19 protein-coding genes and 1 tRNA gene are annotated in these 19,464 nt (G+C 68.6%); 11 read left to right on the forward strand and 9 right to left on the reverse strand.

The genetic code is table 11. The annotated features are described in order from the left end of the window. Positions 1-1,101: a DUF2855 family protein gene (locus IWC96_RS11025; RefSeq protein WP_196838930.1), complete on the reverse strand. Its 1,101-nt coding sequence runs from the start codon at positions 1,099-1,101 to the stop codon at positions 1-3. 183 nt (positions 1,102-1,284) lie between these two features. Between IWC96_RS11025 and IWC96_RS11030 the strand changes: the two genes are divergently transcribed. Then, on the forward strand, positions 1,285-2,145 hold the full coding sequence (locus IWC96_RS11030; protein ID WP_196838931.1) for a hypothetical protein: 861 nt from the start codon (positions 1,285-1,287) through the stop codon (positions 2,143-2,145). Between the two features lie 149 nt (positions 2,146-2,294). On the opposite strand, the gene IWC96_RS11035 is transcribed toward IWC96_RS11030, so the two are convergent. Both IWC96_RS11035 and IWC96_RS11040 read right to left on the reverse strand, forming a co-directional pair. Beyond that, entirely contained in the window at positions 2,295-3,164 is an 870-nt protein-coding gene (locus tag IWC96_RS11035) for an NAD(P)-dependent oxidoreductase (protein ID WP_021696069.1), read from the reverse strand. Next, a complete protein-coding gene (locus tag IWC96_RS11040) occupies positions 3,161-3,667 on the reverse strand; it encodes a flavin reductase family protein (protein WP_196838932.1) in 507 nt (168 codons plus the stop codon). Before IWC96_RS11040 ends, IWC96_RS11035 begins: the two co-directional genes overlap by 4 nt. A gap of 126 nt (positions 3,668-3,793) precedes the next feature. Here IWC96_RS11040 and IWC96_RS11045 point away from each other — a divergent pair, with 126 nt between their 5' ends. Further along, complete coding sequence (locus IWC96_RS11045) at positions 3,794-4,693, forward strand: flagellar motor protein MotB (protein ID WP_021696067.1); 900 nt, start codon at positions 3,794-3,796, stop codon at positions 4,691-4,693. A gap of 106 nt (positions 4,694-4,799) precedes the next feature. Beyond that, on the forward strand, positions 4,800-5,534 hold the full coding sequence (locus tag IWC96_RS11050; RefSeq protein ID WP_045318615.1) for an arginyltransferase: 735 nt from the start codon (positions 4,800-4,802) through the stop codon (positions 5,532-5,534). Between the two features lie 4 nt (positions 5,535-5,538). On the opposite strand, the gene IWC96_RS11055 is transcribed toward IWC96_RS11050, so the two are convergent. Both IWC96_RS11055 and IWC96_RS11060 read right to left on the reverse strand, forming a co-directional pair. Next, the gene (locus IWC96_RS11055; RefSeq protein ID WP_021696065.1) at positions 5,539-6,900 is read right to left on the reverse strand and encodes a PleD family two-component system response regulator; all 1,362 of its coding nucleotides are present in this window, start codon (positions 6,898-6,900) and stop codon (positions 5,539-5,541) included. A gap of 12 nt (positions 6,901-6,912) precedes the next feature. After that, positions 6,913-7,278: a response regulator gene (locus tag IWC96_RS11060; protein ID WP_045318632.1), complete on the reverse strand. Its 366-nt coding sequence runs from the start codon at positions 7,276-7,278 to the stop codon at positions 6,913-6,915. A gap of 130 nt (positions 7,279-7,408) precedes the next feature. Here IWC96_RS11060 and IWC96_RS11065 point away from each other — a divergent pair, with 130 nt between their 5' ends. The 6 genes from IWC96_RS11065 (at position 7,409) to IWC96_RS11090 (ending at position 11,435) form a co-directional block, all read left to right on the forward strand. Beyond that, entirely contained in the window at positions 7,409-8,704 is a 1,296-nt protein-coding gene (locus IWC96_RS11065; RefSeq protein ID WP_021696063.1) for a DNA polymerase IV, read from the forward strand. Beyond that, positions 8,701-9,159: a RidA family protein gene (locus IWC96_RS11070; protein ID WP_196838933.1), complete on the forward strand. Its 459-nt coding sequence runs from the start codon at positions 8,701-8,703 to the stop codon at positions 9,157-9,159. Before IWC96_RS11065 ends, IWC96_RS11070 begins: the two co-directional genes overlap by 4 nt. Then, on the forward strand, positions 9,156-10,313 hold the full coding sequence (locus IWC96_RS11075) for a GNAT family N-acetyltransferase (protein ID WP_196838934.1): 1,158 nt from the start codon (positions 9,156-9,158) through the stop codon (positions 10,311-10,313). The genes IWC96_RS11070 and IWC96_RS11075 overlap by 4 nt, the downstream gene beginning before the upstream one ends. A 32-nt stretch (positions 10,314-10,345) precedes the next feature. Next, entirely contained in the window at positions 10,346-10,783 is a 438-nt protein-coding gene (locus IWC96_RS11080) for an HIT family protein (RefSeq protein WP_021696061.1), read from the forward strand. Between the two features lie 51 nt (positions 10,784-10,834). Further along, positions 10,835-10,910, forward strand: a tRNA-Thr gene (locus tag IWC96_RS11085). A 165-nt stretch (positions 10,911-11,075) separates the two neighbouring features. After that, positions 11,076-11,435, forward strand: coding sequence for a cytochrome c family protein (locus tag IWC96_RS11090; RefSeq protein WP_370541134.1), 360 nt, complete (start codon positions 11,076-11,078; stop codon positions 11,433-11,435). Positions 11,436-11,474: 39 nt separating this feature from the next. On the opposite strand, the gene IWC96_RS11095 is transcribed toward IWC96_RS11090, so the two are convergent. From IWC96_RS11095 to IWC96_RS11110, 4 genes are all read right to left on the reverse strand, one after another. Next, on the reverse strand, positions 11,475-14,612 hold the full coding sequence (locus IWC96_RS11095) for an efflux RND transporter permease subunit (protein ID WP_045318631.1): 3,138 nt from the start codon (positions 14,610-14,612) through the stop codon (positions 11,475-11,477). Continuing rightward, entirely contained in the window at positions 14,612-15,742 is a 1,131-nt protein-coding gene (locus tag IWC96_RS11100; RefSeq protein WP_021696058.1) for an efflux RND transporter periplasmic adaptor subunit, read from the reverse strand. The genes IWC96_RS11095 and IWC96_RS11100 overlap by 1 nt, the downstream gene beginning before the upstream one ends. Positions 15,743-15,861: 119 nt before the next feature. Beyond that, positions 15,862-16,668 (reverse strand): hypothetical protein, encoded by an 807-nt coding sequence (locus IWC96_RS11105; protein WP_242397010.1) that lies wholly within the window; start codon positions 16,666-16,668, stop codon positions 15,862-15,864. Further along, a complete protein-coding gene (locus IWC96_RS11110) occupies positions 16,614-17,378 on the reverse strand; it encodes a class II aldolase/adducin family protein (RefSeq protein ID WP_021696056.1) in 765 nt (254 codons plus the stop codon). The genes IWC96_RS11105 and IWC96_RS11110 overlap by 55 nt, the downstream gene beginning before the upstream one ends. A 148-nt stretch (positions 17,379-17,526) precedes the next feature. On the opposite strand from IWC96_RS11110, the gene IWC96_RS11115 reads away from it, so the two are divergent. Together IWC96_RS11115 and IWC96_RS11120 are read left to right on the forward strand one after the other, a co-directional pair. Then, a complete protein-coding gene (locus IWC96_RS11115; RefSeq protein ID WP_021696055.1) occupies positions 17,527-18,630 on the forward strand; it encodes a DUF2336 domain-containing protein in 1,104 nt (367 codons plus the stop codon). A 55-nt stretch (positions 18,631-18,685) separates the two neighbouring features. Then, positions 18,686-19,459 carry an NAD kinase gene (locus tag IWC96_RS11120; RefSeq protein WP_370541138.1) on the forward strand — a complete coding sequence of 258 codons (774 nt, stop codon included), beginning with the start codon at positions 18,686-18,688 and terminating at the stop codon, positions 19,457-19,459. Positions 19,460-19,464: the final 5 nt, after the last annotated feature.

Consider the following 19,464-nt stretch of genomic DNA (forward strand, 5'->3'; position numbering starts at 1 on the left):
TCAGCGCACCAGCCGCACCACAGCCCCTTCCGCCGCGTCCGACACGCCGTCGGCCAGGGCCCGCACCACCTTCGCCGCCTCGTCCAGCCCCTGATGCTCGACGATGCGGATCCACGGCGCGGCCGGGTCCACCACCCGTTCAAAGAACGCCCGCTGGTCGGCGAAGAACCGCTCGTAGAAGGCGCGCAGGGTCCCCCGCTCCCGGTGGGCGTCCAGACAGCTGGCGGCGAAGAAGAACACCGGCTTCGGCCCGACCAGTTCGGGATCGTCCATCGGAAAGGCGTCGCCCTGGGTCGAGCCCACCAGACAGTCCCAGGTCAGGTCCGCGCCGAACCGGGCGTGCACCCGCCGCCGCAGCTCGGGATCGCCGGCCAGATCCAGATACAGGGTCGGCACGCCGGTCGGCAGGCGCTCGATCTCGTCATAGCCGTACACCGCCTGATAGGCCCCCAGCCCCTCGACGAAGGCCCGGTTGCGCGCGCCCGTCAGGGCGAGCAGCCGCACGTCGTCCCCGGCCATGCACCAGGCGGCGCCATAGGCGGTCTTGGACGAGGCGCTGGACACCACCACCTGTTTCGCACCGAAGAAGTCGTGCTCACGCAGGAAATCCACCGCCGTATAGGAGGTGATGAACAGCGGCCGGAACAGGGCCTCCGGGTTCTCCAGCGCCACGTCATAGTTGGCGTCGGCCGCACACAGCACATAACGGTTGTAGATGTCGGGCACCGCCTTGCGCCACGGCGCGGCGTCGGCGAACCCGCCCTTGCTGATCTTTTCGGCCTGGACCACCAGCGTGTCGGCCATGGGGAAATAGCCGAACACCCGCGCCCCCACCGCGATCCCCTCGGCCCGGGACGCCACAACGTCGGCAAACCCCCACACCGGCATCAGCCCAAAATCGTCCCGCCCGGTCGGAAACACCCGCCAGTAGCCGATGGCGTCCCCATAGGCCGCATAGGTGATGTTGTTCGTGGTCAGCGAAAACCGGTCCAGCGCCAGCACCACCTCGCCTTCCCCCGGCTCCGGCGCGGCCACCGCATCCAGCAGGGTGTCGCCGAAATCGGACTTCCGGGTCATCAGTCGGCGGTTCAGATCGGACATGGCGGCCTCCTCGAGCATTCCGTCCGCCCAGCCTAGCCGACATCGCGGTTGACGCAGGAGAAGGTTCGGGCCCCTAAATCCCGCTTTTCCGTCGGCCAATGCCGCTGAAAACAAGGGATCGGCGTCTCAAACGCCTGTTTTTCGTCCCGCTGCTCCGGGGCGCCTGACAATGGCGGGATGAGCATGACCACCGTTCCCCCCGTCTCGCGCGGCGCCCTGACCGGAGACGCCCGCCGCTGGGCCGCCGCCCGCGATGAATATCTGGCCGGTTCGCCCGCCGAGGCGGTCTGCCGCCGCCACGACCTGCGCCTGTCCACCTTCCGCCGCCACGCCCGCGAGCAGGGCTGGCGCCGCATGGACCAGGAACCCGACGCGCCGTCGCCGCAGGACGACCCCCTTGTGATCCCGGACGGGCCGTCAGGCGCGAGCCGGGACGCGCCGCAACGCGATCAGCAGGCCACGCCCCTCACCGCCGTCCAGATGGTCGAAAAGGCCTGGTCCCACGTCCAGGCCGCCGTGGCCGCCGGGCGGCTGATCGAGGCCCGCGGCTGGCTGCGCCTCTACAAGGACCTCAAGCCCTTCGCCCGCTACGAGGAAATCGCCGCCCGCGAGGCCCGCATGGAGCAGGCGAGCGCCGACCGCCGCGCGGCCGAAGCCCCCGCCGATGAGGAGCCCCTTGTCATCCCGGAAGCGCCGTCCGGCGCTATCCGGGACATTGCACCCCCGTTGCACTGTTTTTCCGCTCCGGAGTCTCACGAACCGCCCCCCGCCGACGACGACCCCGCCGCCGCCGCTGAAGCCGCCGCGCCCATCTCCACAAGCGATCTCGTGCGCCTCGCCACCCGGCTCGCGGCCGTGGCCGAGCAGGTCGAACAGGCCGCCCACGACGAGGCCGTGAGACTCTCATTGCACTGTTTTTCGCCCTCGGAGTCTCACGACGGCCCGCCCGATCCCCTCGATCAGGCGATGCGCCAACTCCAGTCCGAAATCCTTGGCCTCAGGGGCGCCGAGCCCCGCTCGGAGGCCCTCCCGGGCGCCCCGTGAGACTCCCGTTGCACTGTTTTTCGCGCCTGGAGTCTCACCGGCCGCAGCAGGACGAGCCCCTTGTCATCCCGGAAACGCCGTCAGGCGTTATCCGGGATGACAAAAGCTGGGCTCTCCGCTTCGCTACGGCCGGGATGACAGAGGGGCGCCTACTCGCCCGGCTTCCGGTCCTGCAGCCGCGCCGCCAGACTGGACGTGTCCCACCTGTTTCCCCCCATGGCCTGGACCTCGGAATAGAACTGGTCCACCAGCGCCGTCACGGCCAGGTGGCTGCCGTTGGCGCGCGCCTCGTCCAGCACCAGCCCCAGGTCCTTGCGCATCCAGTCCACGGCGAAGCCGAAGTCGAACTCCCCCCGGCTCATGGTGGCCCAGCGGTTGTCCATCTGCCACGACTGGGCCGCTCCCTTGGAGATGGCGGCCTGCACAGCCTCGGGCTCCAGCCCGGCGTTCTGCGCGAAGTGGACCGCCTCGGCCAGGCCCTGGACCACCCCGGCGATGCAGATCTGATTGACCATCTTGGTCAACTGCCCGGCCCCCGACGGCCCCATCAGGCGCATGGCTTTCGCATAGGCCGCCAGCACCGGCTCGACCCGGGCGAAGGCCGCCGCGTCGCCGCCGGCCATGATCGTCAGCTGGCCGCTCTCGGCGCCCGCCTGTCCGCCCGACACCGGGGCGTCGATGAAGGCCCGTCCGCCCTCGCCCGCCAGCGCCGCCATCTCGCGGGCCACCGTGGCCGAGGTGGTGGTGTGGTCCACGATCACCGCGCCCTCCGCCAGATGCGGCAGGGCCTCGGCTGTGACCTGACGCACGTCGTCGTCATTGCCCACGCACAGCATCAACAGTTCGGCCCCCGCCGCCGCCTCGGCCACGGTGGCCGCAAGGGCCCCGCCCGTCCTGTCGGCCCAGGCCCGCGCCTTGTCCGGCGAGCGGTTGAAGCCGGTCACCGCGTGCCCGGCCTTGACCAGATGCCCGGCCATGGGCCCGCCCATGACCCCCAGTCCGGCGAATGCGATCTTCACAGGCTGTTCTCCCCCATGCGTCCGTAATGACCCCGGAAGAAGACCAGGGCGTCGCCCCCGTCCACCTGGAAGCTCTCCACCTCGCCCACGATGGTGACGTGGTCTCCCATGGGCAGGCGCTGCCAGGTGCGGCAGTCCAGCCGGGTGATCGCGTGCTTCAGGCGCGGCGCGCCCTCGCCCACCCGGTCGTATTCCTCCTCGGCCAGCATACAGTCGCCCCGCGCGAACCGGGCCGCCATGCGCCGGTCTTCGGCGCCCAGCACATGGATGCTGAACCGCTCGGCCCCGGCGAACGCCCTGGCGCGCTGCGACCCCTCGTCCAGGCACCACAGCACCAGACGGGGCTCCAGCGACACCGAGGTGAAACTGTTGATGGTGATGCCCAGCGGGCCGTCGGCGGTGTCCGCCGTCACCACGCACACGCCGGTGGCGAAGCCGCCCAGCGCCCGGCGATAGGCCACGGGCTCGGGCGTGTCGGCGTCGGTCTGGGGATCGATGGTCACGCAGGCTCCACGGTCGGCTCACCCGGACCTAGGCGGCGCGGGCGGCGGTGGCAACCGTCCCGTTTCGGGAAACCCCGCCTTAACCTCATTCAGGCAGGATCGACTCACCATTGCGGGGTGCGTTCCATGTCCATGAGCGATCGTCCGATCCTCATCAAGAAGGTCAAGAAGAGCGGCGGCCACGGCCACCATGGCGGCGCGTGGAAGGTGGCCTACGCCGACTTCGTCACCGCCATGATGGCCTTCTTCCTGTTGATGTGGCTCATCAACACCACGGACCCGGAGCAGAAGCGCGGCATCGCCGAGTACTTCGCCCCCGCCAGCGTCTCGTCCACCACCAGTGGTTCGGGCGGCATTCTGGGCGGCACCGCCCTGGGCGACGACGGAGCCCAGGGCTCCGGCTCCCGCTCGGTCATCGAACAGCTGGCCCCCGAAGCCCCCGACCAGACCGAGGACGCTGGCCAGAGCAGCAACCTGGCCGCCGCCACCGAAAACGAACTGCGCGAGGAGATCGCCCGCCGCGAGGCCCAGGAGTTCGCCAGCGCCGCCGCCTCCCTGCGCCAGGCCATGCAGGACATGCCCGAGCTGGCCGAGCTGTCGCGCCACCTGATCATCGACCAGACTCCCGAGGGGCTGCGCATCCAGCTGGTGGATCAGGAAGGCCGGTCCATGTTCGACAACAACTCGGCCCAGCCCAACGAGCGGGCCCGGGTGCTGCTGCGCGCCGTGTCCCGGGTCATCAACCAGCTGCCCAACCGCGTCACCGTCACCGGCCACACCAGCGCAGCGGACGGCCAGCGCCGGGCCAGCGCCCCGGGCGACTGGTCCCTGTCCTCGTCCCGCGCCGACGCCTCGCGCCAGATCCTTCAGGGCGCAGGGGTCGATCCGGACCGGGTCTATCAGGTCTCGGGCAAGGCGGGCTCCGACCCGCTCTATCCCGACGACCCCACCCTGGCCGGCAACCGCCGCATCGCCATCGTGCTGCTGCGCGAGGCGCCGGTGTTGCCCGCGGACACCAGTCTGTGACCCGCCGCCCCGCCTCTCGCGCGAACGCGCTTGCGGCGGGCGGCGATTTGGCCCCAAATCCATCCAGGTCTGAGTATCGGCCTGATTTCATGCAGGTTATGGGAGCGTGACCCGACACATTCCGACACGGCAGCTGCGGTTCTTCATGACCGCCACCGCGCCTTGTCCCTACCTGCCCGGGCAGGTGGAGCGGAAGGTGTTCGCCAACCTGCCCTTCTCCGAGGGCGCCGACGTCAACGACCAACTGACCAGCGCCGGCTTCCGCCGCAGCCAGAACATCGCCTACCGCCCCGCCTGCGAGACCTGCGACGCCTGCGTCTCGGTGCGCCTGCCGGTGGCCGACTTCGTCTTCAGCCGGTCCCAGCGCAAGGTGCTGAACCGCAACGCCGACCTCAGCCGCGCCCTGGTCGAGGCCGAGGCCACCATGGAGCAGTTCGACCTGCTGCGCCGCTACCTCACCACGCGCCACCCCGGCGGCGGCATGACCGACATGACCTGGCAGGACTATGTGGCCATGGTCGAGGACACAGCCGTGCGGACCCACCTGATCGAATACCGTCTGCCCTCCGACGACGGCGGCCCGGGCGAGTTGGTGGCCGTGTGCCTGACCGATCTGCTCTCGGACGGACTGTCCATGGTCTACAGCTTCTTCGATCCCAGGCTGGAGCGGCGCAGTCTCGGCGTCTTCGCCGTGCTGGACCACCTGCGTCAGGCGGAGCTGATCGCGGCGCCCTATGTCTATCTGGGCTACTGGGTGCAGGGCTCCGCCAAGATGGATTACAAGGGCCGCTTCCGCCCCATGGAGGTCCTGCGCCCTCTCGGCTGGACCCTGGTGGTCTGAAGCCTCAGGCGGCCTTGGCGATGACGCGGTCGCGGCCGGAAGCCTTGGCCTCGTAGAGCGCTTCGTCGGCGCGCTTCAGCAGGGCTTCGGGCGTGTCATAGGGACCGTCCGTCGCCGCTACGCCCGCTGAAATGGTGACCGTCAGCAGCTCGCGCCCGCCCATGATGCGGAACGGGGCGCCGCCGATGTCGCGGCGGATGCGGTCGGCCACCCGCTCGGCGGCGGCCAGCGAGGCGCCGGGCATGACCACCACGAACTCCTCGCCCCCGTAGCGGCACGGCAGGTCGATGGCCCGCACATTGGTGGCCAGGCGCACGGCGAACTCCCGCAACACCTCATCGCCCGCGTCATGGCCGAAGCCGTCGTTGACCGCCTTGAAGTGATCGATGTCCAGAACCATCACCGCCGCCGGCTCGCCGCCGCGCGAGGCGCGGGTGGCCAAGGCCTGCAGCTGGGTGGTCATGTAGCGCCGGTTGTGAAGCCCGGTCAGCGGATCGGTGACCGCCATCTCCAGGCTGTGATCCAGCTTGTCGCGCAGGAAGTCGGTGTAGCGCTTGCGCCGGATCTGGGTGCGCGCGCGCGCGGCCAGCTCCTGGGCGTCCACGGGCCGGGTCAGCACGTCGTTGACGCCCAGCTCCAGCGCCTTGACCAGACGCGTCCGGTCCTCCGGCTCGATGATGATCAGCAGGGGCAGGTGTCGACTGGCCTCGGCCGAGCGGATGTGGGCGGCCAGACGCAGGCCGTCGAAGCTCTCGGCCGCCGCATTGATGATCATCAGGTCGACGGGCCCGCGCGACGCCATCAGGGCGTTGCCGGCGTCGGATTCGATCACCGGGCGGTGTTCTTCCTTGAGCTGATCGAAGATCTTTTTCGCCTGACGCTCGTTGTCGTCGACGATCAGGACGCGCCCGCCGATGCCGCGCATCCGCGCCGAGCCCTCCTCGAGGCCCAGACGGCGCCCGGATTCCTCGCGCTCGCGCAGTTCGTCCATGACGAGCTTGAGCCGGCTCAGGGAGCGGACGCGGGCGAACAGCACCACGTCGTCGATGGGCTTGGTGACGAAGTCGTCGGCCCCGGCCTCCAATCCCTTGATGCGGTCCTCCCGGCCGTCGAGGGCCGTGACCATGACCACGGGGATGTGGCGGGTGACGGGGTCGGCCTTCAGCCTGCGGCAGGTCTCGAATCCGTCCATGCCGGGCATCATGACGTCCAGCAGGATGATGTCGGGCTGGTCTCGGGCCGCGATTTCGAGCGCGGTCGGCCCATCGGAGCATTTCAGGACGTCATAGTATTCGATCGTCAGCTTGGCCTCGAGCACGCGGACGTTCGCCTCGACGTCGTCGACCACCAGAATGCGCGCGGTCATAGGCCTGCCTCGTTACGCCACATACCGTCTCACGGTATCCAGAAACCCCATCACCGAGATGGGCTTGGAGATATACGCTTCACACCCCCCCTCGCGGATGCGCTCCTCATCGCCTTTCATTGCGAAGGCGGTGACCGCCACCACGGGGATATGGGCCAGATCCTCGTCTTCCTTGAGCCACTTGGTGACCTCAAGGCCGGAAATCTCCGGCAACTGGATGTCCATCAGGATCAGGTCGGGGCGATGCTCGCGTGCGAGAGCCAGAGCCTGCAGACCTTCGCGGGTCTGCAGGGTCTCGTAGCCCTGGGAATCGAGCAGGTCATGAAAGAGCTTCATGTTCAGCTCGTTATCCTCGACGATGAGGACTTTCTTGGACATCATCACCGACCGGTCTGTTCCCTGCCGACACGCTTCGCCAGCCCCTGTATGCGTAAGGACCGGCCGCGTCTTATTCAGGCATCATCATGACCGGTCATCCTTAAGTTGGCGTGAAGGGCGAACACCGGCGATGAAGGCCATCTGCCGCGACTGTCTATGGACCGGCGAACGAATCGTCTCGCGCTGTCCGGCGTGCGGGTCGCCGCGCGTGGTCGTTCACGACGAACTGGACCGCCTGACCATCGCCCACCTGGACTGCGACGCCTTCTACGCCTCGGTGGAGAAGCGCGACCGGCCCGAGCTGCGCGACAAGCCGGTGATCGTGGGCGGCGGCAAGCGGGGCGTGGTGTCCACCGCCTGCTATGTGGCGCGGCTGTACGGCGTGGGCTCGGCCATGCCCATGTTCAAGGCGCTGAAGGCCTGCCCTGACGCGGTGGTGATCAAGCCCGACTTCGCCAGGTACAAGCACGAGAGCGGCCGCATTCTGGGCGCGCTCGCCAAACTGACGCCCCTGATCCAGACCCTGTCGCTGGATGAGGCCTGGGCCGATCTGTCAGGCACCGAACGGCTGAACGGCGGCCCGCCCGCGTTCCAGTTGATCCGGCTGCAGAAGCAGATCGAGAGTGAGACCGGTCTGACCGTCTCCATCGGCCTGGCGCCCAACCGGTTCCTGGCCAAGATCGCGTCGGAACTGGACAAGCCGCGCGGGTTCTCTGTCATCGGCGCGGCCGAAGCGAAAAGCCTGCTGGCCGACAAGCCGGTCACCATCCTGCCCGGTGTGGGCAAGGTGTTCTCGAAAAGCCTGCGCAGCGACGGCTACGCCACCGTCGGCGACCTGGCCCGCGCGGAGGTCAAGGATCTGGTGCGGCGCTACGGGGAATCCGGCCTTCGCCTGCACGATCTGGCCCACGCCCGCGACGCCCGCCCGGTGAACCCGGACCATGACCGCAAGGGCATGAGCGCCGAGACCACCTTCAACGATGACCTGGCCGCGCTGGAGGACCTGGAGGCCGAGCTGTGGCCCCTGTGCGAGAAGCTGGCGGCCAAGGCGCGGCGCGACGGGGTGGCCAGCCGGGTGATCGTGCTGAAGCTGCGCGCCACCGACTTCCGCCTCTACACACGGCGGCGCACAGTGCCCGACCCGATCCAGACCGCGCGGGGCCTGTTCGCCGTAGGCCGCGAACTGCTGAAGCCCGAGATCGGCCGTCCGTGGCGGCTGATCGGCATCGGCATGGCCGACATCGTGGACGCCGAGGACGCCCCCGCCGGACTGTTCGCCGACGACCAGACCCGCGCCCTGAAGACCGAAACCACCATCGACGCCCTGAGGGAAAAGTACGGCGCGGGAGCCGTGGTGGCCGGGCGGGCGTTGAAGCCGGGCGGCGGGACGTCTAAATCCCGTGCAAAGCCTCAGGAGCCCTCATGACCATCGAAGCCCGCCTCAAAGACCTCGGCATCGACCTGCCCAAGCCCGCCGCCGCCGTGGCCAACTATGTGCCCTTCGTGCGCGCCGGCAATCTGGTCCACATCTCGGGCCAGCTGTCGAACGACGCTGACGGCGGGATAAAGGGCACCGTCGGCGACGACGTGGACCTGGAGACCGCGGTGGCCGGCGCACGCCTGTGCGGCATCAATCTGGTGGCCCAGATCAAGGCCGCCTGCGACGACGACCTGGAGCGGGTGGTCCGCATCGTCAAGCTGGGCGGCTTCGTCCAGGCGGCGGGCGACTTCATCGAGATTCCCAAGGTCATCAACGGCTGTTCCGACCTGATGGTGGACATGTTCGGCGATGCTGGCCGTCACGCCCGCTCGGCCGTGGGCGTCTATCGCCTGCCGCTGGGCTTCGCCGTCGAGGTGGACGCCGTCGTCGAGGTGCGGTGAGCACCGACGCCGACTTCATCCTCAAGGTCCACGGCCGCATCCATCAGATCGGACGCGACGCCTGGGACGTCTGCGCGGCGCCCACTGGCGACCCGTTCGTGGGCTATGACTTCCTTGACGCCTGTGAGGACGCGGGCTGTGCGGTGGAGGCGCAGGGCTGGGGCCCGCGCCATCTGTCCCTGCATGGGCCCGACGACGCCGTGCTGGGCGTCATGCCGCTCTATCTGAAAGGCCACAGCCAGGGCGAGTACGTCTTCGACCACGCCTGGGCCGACGCCTATGAGCGTGCGGGTGGTCGCTACTATCCCAAGCTGCTGTCGGCGGTTCCCTTCACCCCGGTGACAGGGCCGCGCCTGCTGAACGCGCCGGAGACCGACGCGGCCACGGTGGGCGCCGCCCTGCTGCAAGGGGCGCGTACTTTGTGCGACCGCACCGGCGCTTCCTCCCTGCACGTGAATTTTCCGGACGTCGGTCAATGGCGGCTGATGGGCGAACAGGGCCTGCTGCTGCGGCAGGACATGCAGTACGTCTGGCGCAACGACGGCTACGCCGGGTTCGATGATTTCCTGGCCGCCCTCTCCTCCTCCCGGCGCAAGACCATCCGGCGCGAGCGGCGGGAGGCGCAGACGGGTCTGGACATCCGCGTGCTGACCGGCGGCGACATCACAGAGGCCCACTGGGACGCCTTCCATGCGTTCTATCTGGACACCGGCGACCGGAAATGGGGCCGGCCCTATCTGAACCGGGCCTTCTTCAGCCTGATCGGCGAGCGCATGAGCGACCGCATCGCCCTGGTCATGGCCTTCGACGGCGAACGGCCCATCGCCGGGGCGCTGAACTTCATCGGCCGCGACGCCCTGTACGGCCGCCAGTGGGGAACGCTGGAGGACCGGCCGTTCCTGCATTTCGAGCTGTGCTACTATCAGGCCATCGAGTTCGCCATCGCGCGGGGCCTGTCCCGGGTCGAGGCGGGGGCCCAGGGCGAGCACAAGATGGCCCGCGGCTATCTGCCCACGCCGGTCTATTCGGCCCACCACATCGCCGACCCTCTGCTGCGCGAGCCGGTGGCCAACTATCTGGATCAGGAACGCCCGGCCGTCGCCGCCGAGATCGAGGCCATGACGGCGGAATACTCGCCGTTCCGGTCCACCTGACCTATGCTCAGCCAAACCACAGGAGCACGCCCATGAGCCTTCACGGCGCCTATGACCCGGACAACATCTTTGCGAAAATCCTGCGGGGCGACATCCCGGCGGTGAAGGTCTGGGAGGACGAGCACGTTCTGGCCTTCATGGACGTGTTTCCGCAGTCCGAGGGCCATGTGCTGGTGATCTCGAAGACCTCCACCGCCCGTAACGTGCTGGAGATCGAACCCGACGTGCTCGCGAGGATCACCGAGGCGGTGCGGCGGCTGTCAAAGGCTGTCGACAAGGCGCTGAAACCCGACGGGATCACCATCAGCCAGTTCAACGGCGAAGCGGGCGGCCAGACCATCTTTCATCTGCATGTCCACATCGTCCCCCGCTGGGCCGACCGCGCCCTCAAGGGCCACGGCCATGCCCCCATGGCGGAGGCGGACGCCTTGCGTGGACTGGCCGACAGGATCGCGGCGGAACTGGATTGATCGGACGGCTTGCGGTCACGGGCCGCACCCCTCATAACCCCACGCCGAAGCGCCGGTTTAGCTCAGCTGGTAGAGCAGCGGTTTTGTAAACCGAAGGTCGCGGGTTCGATTCCTGCAACCGGCACCATCACCTTCGAGGTTCGCGATGAAGCCCTGTGGCTGGCTGGCGGTCTCCGCCGCGTTTGTGATGACGGCCTGCGGGCAATCGGACAGCCCTGCCTCGGACACGGCGGCCACACCAGCCGCGGCGCCGCCCCCCGAACCCCGTGTGCTGAGCGACGAGGAGCGCGCAGTGATCTTGGCGTCCCTGCCCGGCCCCTATAGCGAAGCCGACACGGAGAACGGCCGGCGAGTCTTCGCCCGGTGCCGGTCGTGCCACACCCTGCCCGAGGGCGGGCCGAACCTGACGGGACCGAACCTGTGGGGCGTGTTCGGGCGGCAGGCGGGGTCGGTGGAGGGCTACAACTACTCCCCCGCTCTGCGCGAGGCGGACTTCACCTGGACGGCGGAGCAACTGGACGCCTGGCTGAACGATCCGCGCGGCTTCCTGCCCGGCAACAAGATGGCCTTCGCCGGGGTCCGCGACGAGACGGACCGCCGGGATCTGATCGGCTGGCTGAAGGTCGAGACCGGCTACGCCCCCGAGGCCTGATATCCGCTCATCCCGGCGCGTGCCGGGACAGCGCGGGGATCACTCCGCAGCGTGCTTCAGCCCGTCGTTGGCGGCGATCTCCTGGGCTTCCCACTCCTCGATCTTGCGGGCGGTGTACTCCGGCGAGCGGGTGAAGCGCGCCAGGGCGCCGTAGATCACCGGCACCACGAACAGGGTCAGCAGGGTGGCGAACAGGGCGCCGGAGAAGATCACCACGCCGATGGTCTGGCGGCTGGCGGCGCCGGCCCCCTGCCACAGCACCAGCGGCAGGGCGCCGAAGGCCGTGGCGATGGAGGTCATGATGATCGGGCGCAGGCGCAGGGCCGACGCTTCCACGATGGCTTCCTTGACCGTACGGCCCTGATCGCGCAGCTGGTTGGCGAATTCCACGATCAGGATGCCGTTCTTGGCCGCCACCCCGATCAGGATGATCAGGCCGATCTGGGAGTAGATGTTCAGGCTCGAGCCCGCCATGACCAGACCGAACAGCCCGCCGGCTGCGGCCAGAGGCACCGTCAGCATGATCACCGCCGGGGTGATCCAGCTCTCGAACTGGGCGGCCAGCACCAGGAACACCAGAATCAGGGCCAGACCGAAGGCCAGGGCCACGGCGCCCCCCGCCTCGGCCTGATCCCGCGCCGCCCCGCCCCAGCGGACGGTGGCCACGCCCTGCGGCTGCTGGGCGGCCTGTTCCTCGAACCATTCCACCGCGTCAGTGATGGTGTAGCCGGGGTTGAGGTCGGCGCTGAGGGTGATTTCACGCTGGCGGTCCAGACGGCGGCGGTCCGGCGTGTCGCCCGACGTCTCGGTGCGCACCACCGAGGACAGCGGCACCAGTTGGCCCGATCCGGTCGAGACATAGAGTGTACGCAGATCATCCACGTTGGAGCGGTTCTCCCGATCCGTCTGCAGGATCACATCGTACTCCTGACCGCCCCGGAGATAGGTGGTTGCCCGCCGCGACCCGAACATGGTCTCCAGCGTCCGGCCGATGTTCTGCGACGACACGCCCAGCGCGGCGGCCTGCTGCGGGTCCACGTCCACCAGCAGGCGCGGGGCGTTGGGTTCATAGTTCAGGCGCGGGCGCGACAGACCCGGATTGTCCAGCGAGGCGTTCATGATCGGCTGGATCCACTCGAACAGCCGCTCGTACTCGGCGCCGACGATGATGAACTCCACGGAGTTGCCGCCGCCGCCGCGGAAGGAGCCGGGCGTGGACGCATTGACCTGGGCGCCGGTCTCGTTGCGCAGCGACTGGTTCAGCTCCTGGGCGATCTGCTCGGCCGACCGGTCGCGGTCGCCCCAGTCGGCAAGGGCGAGGATGGCGTTGCCCCCGTTGAAGCCCGACCCCCAGCCAGGCGCCGAGACCATGTAGGATTCCGCCTCACCGGACTGGTGATACTCCGCCAGTCGTGGTTCGAGGCCCAACATGATGTCGCGGGTGTAGTTGAAACCGGCGCCCTCGGGGCCCTGGACCCGCACCATGACACGGCCGCGATCCTCGTTCGGCACCAGTTCGTTGGGCAGGCTCATGAACATGGCCGCGGCGCCGACCATGACCAGAACGATCAGGACGGCCACGCCCGCGACGGCGTGACGGGCGCCCAGAAGGCCTTCAAGCGACGCCTGATAGGACCGCTTCAGCGCATCCATGCCTGCATCGACCCTGCGCGCCAGCCAGCCCTGCCCCGACGCCGGGCGCAGGATCTTGGACGCCATCATCGGCGACAGACTCAGCGCCAGGAAGGCGGAGAAGAAGATGGCGGCGGTGATGGCCACCGCCAGCTCCACGAACAGGCGGCCCACGTAGCCGGGCAGGAACATCAGGGGCGCGAACACCGCAATCAGCACCACGGTGGTGGCGACCACGGCGAAGAACACCTGTCGCGCACCGCGCTCGGCGCCGACCAGCGGCGGCTCGCCATGGTCGATCCGGCGCTGGATGTTCTCGGTCACGACGATGGCGTCATCCACCACCAGGCCGATGGCCAGCACCAGGGCCAGCAGGGTCAGAAGGTTCAGGGAGAACCCGAACGGCGCCAGAATGATAAAGGTGGACAGCAGACAGATGGGCGCGACCACCGACGGGATGAGCGCGGCCCGCATCGTCCCAAGGAAGACGAAGTTGACCAGCGCCACCAGACCCAGGGCGATGCCGATGGTGATCCACACCTCGTCGATGGCGTGCTTGGTGAAGACCGAGTTGTCGGAGCCAACGACCAGTTCGCTGCCCTCGGGCAGGGCGGGCTGGACTTCTTCAAGAAGGGCCTGCACGCCCTCGGAAATCTCGAGGTCGTTGGCCTGGGACTGACGGGTGATGGCCAGGCCGATCTGATCCAGACCGTTGCCCCGGAACAGGCGGCGATCCTCGGCGGGCGCCTCTTCGACCCGGGCGATGTCGCCCAGGCGGGTGACATAGGCGCCGTCGCCCGACCCCGAGGCGCTGACCGGCAAATTGGCGAAGTCAGCGGGGGTCGCATAGTTGCGCGCCACGCGGACCGTATAGTCCTTGTCCACGGATTCCAGCGTGCCGGCGGGAAGCTCGATGTTCTGGCGCGTCAGGGCGGATTCCACGTCCGTCACGGTCAGACCCCGCGCCCCCAGGGCGGCGGCGTCCAGCCAGATGCGCATGCTGTATTCCTGGTCGCCGTAGATCTGAACCGCAGCGACGCCAGGGACCACCGAGAACCGGTCCACCAGATAGCGGTCCGCGTAATCGGTCAGCTCCAGCCGGTTCATGGTCTCCGAGCGCAGGAACAGGATCATGATGGGCTGGCCGTCGGTGTCAGCCTTGGCCACCTCCGGCGGATCGGCCTGGTCCGGCAGATTGCCCAGAACGCGCGAGATGCGGTCGCGCACGTCATTGGCAGCGTCGTCGATGTTGCGGTCCAGCGAGAACTCGATGGAGACCCGCGAGCGGCCGTCGCGGCTGGACGAGGTGACGCGCTCGATGCCCTGGATGCCCGCGATGCGCTGTTCGATCGGCTCGGTGATCCGGCTCTCGATCACTTCGGCCGAGGCGCCGGGATAGTTGGTGCTGACCGAGACGATGGGCGGATCCACGTCCGGCAGTTCGCGCACCGGCAGGAAGAAGAACGCCGCCGCGCCGATGACGCACAGCACGATGGCCGCAACAGCGGCGAAAACCGGGCGACGGACGGCGACGTCGGACAGCATCATGGCGCGGACGTCCGGGTGACGGCGCCGTCCTGGGACGCAGCTGGAGCGCCCGCGGTCTGGGCGACCTGAACCGCGGCGCCGGGCTGAATGCGGTTGAGACCCGAGCTGATCACCCGGTCGCCAACGTCCAGGCCCTGGATGATCTCGACCATGCCGGCCTCGACGACCCCCGCCTGCACCTCGATGCGCTGGGCGGTGCTGCGCTCGCCGTCCGAAGCGATGCGATAAACGAAGGCGCCGGAACCCTCATACTGCACGGCCGCCTCCGGGACCGCCGGCGCCGAGCGTTCGCCCTGGGCCACCGAAACACGCATGCTCATGCCCGGTCGGATGGACAGGTCGGGATTGGGGAACTCCGCCCGCGCGGTGAGGGCGCGGGTCTGGGGGTCGATGCGGGTGTCCAGATCGGCGATTCGTCCCGAAAACTCGCGCCCCGGATAGGCCTCGGCCCGCGCCGTGATGGCCACGCCGGGCCGCAGCATGGGCAGATATCGCTCGGGCACCTGGAAATCCACGCGCACAACCGAGATGTCATCCAGGGTGGCGATCACCGTCCCCGGGTTGACCAGCGTTCCTGGGGTCACGGTGGTGAGGCCCAGAACGCCCGCGAAGGGCGCGCGAATCATGCGCTCGCCGCGGCGGGCCTGGGCGCCCTCCAGGGCGGCCTCGGCGGTTTCGAAGTCGGTACGGGCCTGTTCGGCGGTCACGCGCGGCGCGATGCCCCGCTCGGCCAGGCTTTCCCAGCGCTCCATGTCCCGCCGCGCCTGACGCAACCGCGCCTCGGCCTCGATGATGCCGGCGTCCTGCTCGTCGGCGCGCAGCTCCACCAGCGGCGCGCCGGCGGCCACCCTTTGACCGTCGGAGAAGAAGACCCGGGTAATCAGTTCAGTGGTGCTGGAGGTGATGTCCACGGAACGGCGGCCACGCGCCACGCCCAGAACCTCGAAACTGTCGCTGAAGGCCCGGTCGATCACGCGAATCTCGGCGACCTCCTGGGCTCCGCGTCCCCCGGGGCCGCCCGGCCCGCCGCCGTCCTCGCCCGCGAAGGCCATGCGCAGGACGACCGCCACCACCATGAGGGCGACAGCCGCGACAGCCGCGAACAGAAAGAAATGTCGTTTCAGCACAATAACCGGTCCGGCGCGTTAGGGAGAAGGCAAGCCCTTATCGGCCTGACCCGTGGAGGCAAGCCCGATTGCAGTAACGTGATGAAGTTACGGAATCCGTCGCGTTCGGATGCGTTTTGTCAGAACCGACGCCAGACCGCCAGTATGGGCCCGCGGGACTCCGGGACGTTGCGGCCCGCCACGGTCTGGCGCCACCCGGCCTGAAGGCTCCAGACGCCGGAGGTGCGCACCACGGAGGTTTCAAGATTCGCCCACTCGCTGCCCTGTTCGCTGCGACCTGCGAACACCTGATTGAGCACACTCCAGCCCGGAGCCAGCTCGGCTCCGGCGGTCAGGTCCAGGCGCGTCTCGTCCGGCAGCCCGTCCCGCAGCCGCCGCGCCGCCTGCAGCTCGACGAAGGCGCCGCGCCAGGCGAAGGATCGCCCCGCCAGCACACGCAGGTCCCAATCGCTGTTCCCGGCGCCCGGCGGCGCATAGACGGCGTTGCGCGCATCGCCGCCCCAGGCGTGACCCGCATAGACGCTGAGCACAGTCCAGTCGCCGCGCCAGACATTGACCCGAACGCCCAGCTCGACAGGCCCGCGCCCCTGATAATCGACGAAGGCGTCCTCCCCGTCCTGCCAGTCCCCTTTGGCCTGCAAGGTGATCCGGTCCGTCAGGCCGTATTCCACGAACAGGCCCAGCACCCGATCGACCTGTTCGGCGGGCAACGGCATGCGCGCGCCGGACAGGTCGAAGCCGTCTTCAGCCCGCATGCTCTCGACCTTGACCATGACCTGGGTCTCGCCCTTGGGCGTCGGCCAGGCGCCCGCGTGGGCGACCTGCGGCGCCAGGGCCGCCAGCGCGGCCGCCGCCCCGCTGACGACCCTGATCAGGCGTCGTATCCCGGTGAGCGCCGGTCCAGCTGGCGCAGGGCGCCGGGCCACGCCAGCGAAGAGATGAAGCTGATCGCCTGGCCCTGTTCCTTCGTTTCGGCCTGAGCCGCGTCCGGGGCGAGCAGAACGCCGTCCCGGCCCGCGCTGAGAGCGCCGATCTGCTGACGGCAGGCCCGCTCCAGGAAGAAGATTCCCACCCAGGCCGCAGCCGCCGTCTCACCCACCGCCAGGGTGCCGTGATTGCGCAACAACATCAGAGATTTGTCGCCAAGATCGGCCACCAGACGTTCGCGTTCGTCATGGTTCAGGGCAAGACCCTCATAGCCGTGATAGGCCACCTGATGCTGAAGCAGGCAGGCGTTCTGGCTGAGGGGCAGCAAGCCCTCCTTCTGCGCCGCCACCGCCACGCCGGCGTCGGTGTGGAGGTGGATGACGAATTTTGCGTCCTCGCGCGCCGCATGGACCGCCGAGTGAATGGTGAATCCCGCCGGATTGATGAAGTTCGTGGTCTCCTGAACCACGTTGCCGTCCAGATCGACCTTGACCAGCAGCGAGGCGGTCATCTCGTCGAAGTAGTAGCCATAGGGGTTGATCAGGAAGTGGTGCTCGGGCCCGGGGACACGGGCCGAGACATGGGTGAAGATCATGTCGTCCCACCCGTGCAAGGCGACCAGCCGGTATAGCGCCGCCAGCTCAACCCGCGTTCGCCACTCGGCCTCTGAAACCTTGGATTTCAGCGAAGGCGATGCGCCGTCGGCCATGACCGTCTCCCAAAGCAACCCTCTGACCAGGCACCGTCGCGCCACACGACGCGAGCGTCAAGGTTAGCGGTGCGTTAACCCCGTTTTCACTCCCCGGACGGCAAAGCTGACCCGTGGCGGTCCGCCGCCGAATCCCGAAAGGCGTGCCGTGGCCCCTGCACTGTCCAGCGTCAAACCCGCTCCCGCAGACCTTCTGGCGCTGGCCCGAAGCCGCGACACCGCGGATCAGCAGCGTCTGCTGCGCGGCGTGGCCGCCCTGTGCGAGGCCAACCCGCCCCGCCCCGGTGACCCGTCACACGCCCTGCTGAGTGAGATCTTCCTGACCCTGGCGGCCAGGGCCGAGCGGGACATCCGCCGCACCCTTTCGGAATGCCTTGCGAAGGCGGACTGGGCGCCGCCGGCCCTGATCAACACCCTGGCCCTGGACGAAATCGCAATCGCACGCCCCGTGATCGCCTCCAGCCCGCTTCTGAGGGATCAGGAGCTGCTGAAGATCCTGGTGGAGTGCACCATCGAGCACCAGATCGAGGTTGCTCGCCGACCGCGCATCAGCGGCCGCATCGCCGACGCCATCATCGAAGGCGGCGAGCCCGCCGTGATGACCGCCCTGGCCGCGAACCGGACCGCGGAAGTCAGCGAGGCCGCCGTCCGCCGCCTGGTGGAGGCGTCACAGCGCATCGCGGCTCTCCGCGCCCCCCTGGTGCGGCACCCGGCCATGAATGACCAGCTGGCTCAGGAACTTTACGGCTGGGTCGGCCAGGCCCTGCGGCAAGCCATCCAGGACCGCTTCCGCGTGGACGCGCCGGCGCTCAGCGACGCCATCGACGAGGCGGTGCGCGCCGCATACGCCCGCAAGGGTGAGGCCGCGCCCCCGGATCTGGACGACAATCCCGCCCGCGACGAGATGGAACGACGGCTCGTGGCCAAGATGGACGCCTCGGGCCAGCTCCGGCCCGGCTATCTGATCCGCGCGATCCGGGAGGGGCGATTGAGCCTGTTCGAGCACGCCCTGTCGATCATGGGCGGTTTCGCCGTGGCCCAGGTTCGCGACGCCGTCCGGGCGGACACGCCGGAGCCGCTCAGGCTGGCCTGCGCCGCCGTAGGGATCGACCGGGCCGTCTTCCCGGCGATGCTGGACGAAATCCGCAAACTCAGCGGCGGCTTGCCGGCCGGGGAGTTGCGCAAGCCGAGGCTGCTGGAGCGTTCGGGCGAAAGCGCTGCGCGGGCTTTCCGCGCCAATCGCGCCGCCTGATCGGCAGAGCGCGTTTGACTTCCGGCTCCGCGTCCGCTTGCACTGGGCTGTGAGCATTCTTCCACCCTCCCCGCGCATCGCCTTCGTCGCCAGTGACCGGCCTGAGGCCCTGGCGTCTCGCGACGCCCTGGCCCGGCGCTATCCCTCCGTCACGGAGGAGGACGCCGACGTGATCGTGGCGCTGGGCGGCGACGGTTTCATGCTGGAGATGCTGCACACCCACATCGACCGACGCACTCCCGTGTTCGGCATGAACCGGGGTTCGGTCGGCTTTCTCATGAACGATTATGGCGAAGACGCCCTGATCGAGCGCCTGACCAGAGCCATCGCCACCGTCATTCATCCGCTGGAGATGCGGGCCTGGACCAGCGACGCCCAGGTTCAGGTCGGTCTGGCCATCAACGAGGTCTCGCTGCTGCGCCAGACACGCCAGAGCGCCAAGCTGCGCATTCTGGTCGATGAGCGGGTCCGACTTGAGGAACTCATCTGCGACGGCGTGCTGGTGTCGACCCCGGCCGGTTCGACGGCCTACAATCTTTCCGCCCATGGCCCGATCATTCCGCTGGACGCCAAGGTCCTGGCCCTGACTCCCATCAGCGCCTTCCGGCCCCGACGCTGGCGGGGCGCCCTGCTGCCGCACAGTTCCGAAGTCTGCTTTGACGTGCTCGAGGCGGACAAGCGTCCGGTCAGCGCCGTGGCGGACAATTTCGAGGTTCGACGGGTGCGCAAGGTCGAGGTGCGCGAAAGGCGGGACATCGCCCTGACCATGCTGTTCGACGCCGATCGTTCGTTCGAGGAACGGGTTCTGGCCGAACAATTTACCGCCTGAGTCAC

This window comes from Brevundimonas sp. BAL450 (assembly GCF_015767455.1).
Lineage (GTDB): Bacteria > Pseudomonadota > Alphaproteobacteria > Caulobacterales > Caulobacteraceae > Brevundimonas > Brevundimonas abyssalis.

Bases quoted from the DNA above. Each gene is read 5' to 3' on its own strand.
- IWC96_RS11025 (WP_196838930.1), bottom strand. From the start codon at position 1,101: ATGTCCGATCTGAACCGCCGACTGATGACCCGGAAGTCCGATTTCGGC.
- IWC96_RS11030 (WP_196838931.1), top strand. From the start codon at position 1,285: ATGACCACCGTTCCCCCCGTCTCGCGCGGCGCCCTGACCGGAGACGCC.
- IWC96_RS11045 (WP_021696067.1), top strand. From the start codon at position 3,794: ATGTCCATGAGCGATCGTCCGATCCTCATCAAGAAGGTCAAGAAGAGC.
- IWC96_RS11055 (WP_021696065.1), bottom strand. From the start codon at position 6,900: ATGACCGCGCGCATTCTGGTGGTCGACGACGTCGAGGCGAACGTCCGC.
- IWC96_RS11060 (WP_045318632.1), bottom strand. From the start codon at position 7,278: ATGTCCAAGAAAGTCCTCATCGTCGAGGATAACGAGCTGAACATGAAG.
- IWC96_RS11065 (WP_021696063.1), top strand. From the start codon at position 7,409: ATGAAGGCCATCTGCCGCGACTGTCTATGGACCGGCGAACGAATCGTC.
- IWC96_RS11070 (WP_196838933.1), top strand. From the start codon at position 8,701: ATGACCATCGAAGCCCGCCTCAAAGACCTCGGCATCGACCTGCCCAAG.
- IWC96_RS11080 (WP_021696061.1), top strand. From the start codon at position 10,346: ATGAGCCTTCACGGCGCCTATGACCCGGACAACATCTTTGCGAAAATC.
- IWC96_RS11095 (WP_045318631.1), bottom strand. From the start codon at position 14,612: ATGCTGTCCGACGTCGCCGTCCGTCGCCCGGTTTTCGCCGCTGTTGCG.
- IWC96_RS11110 (WP_021696056.1), bottom strand. From the start codon at position 17,378: ATGGCCGACGGCGCATCGCCTTCGCTGAAATCCAAGGTTTCAGAGGCC.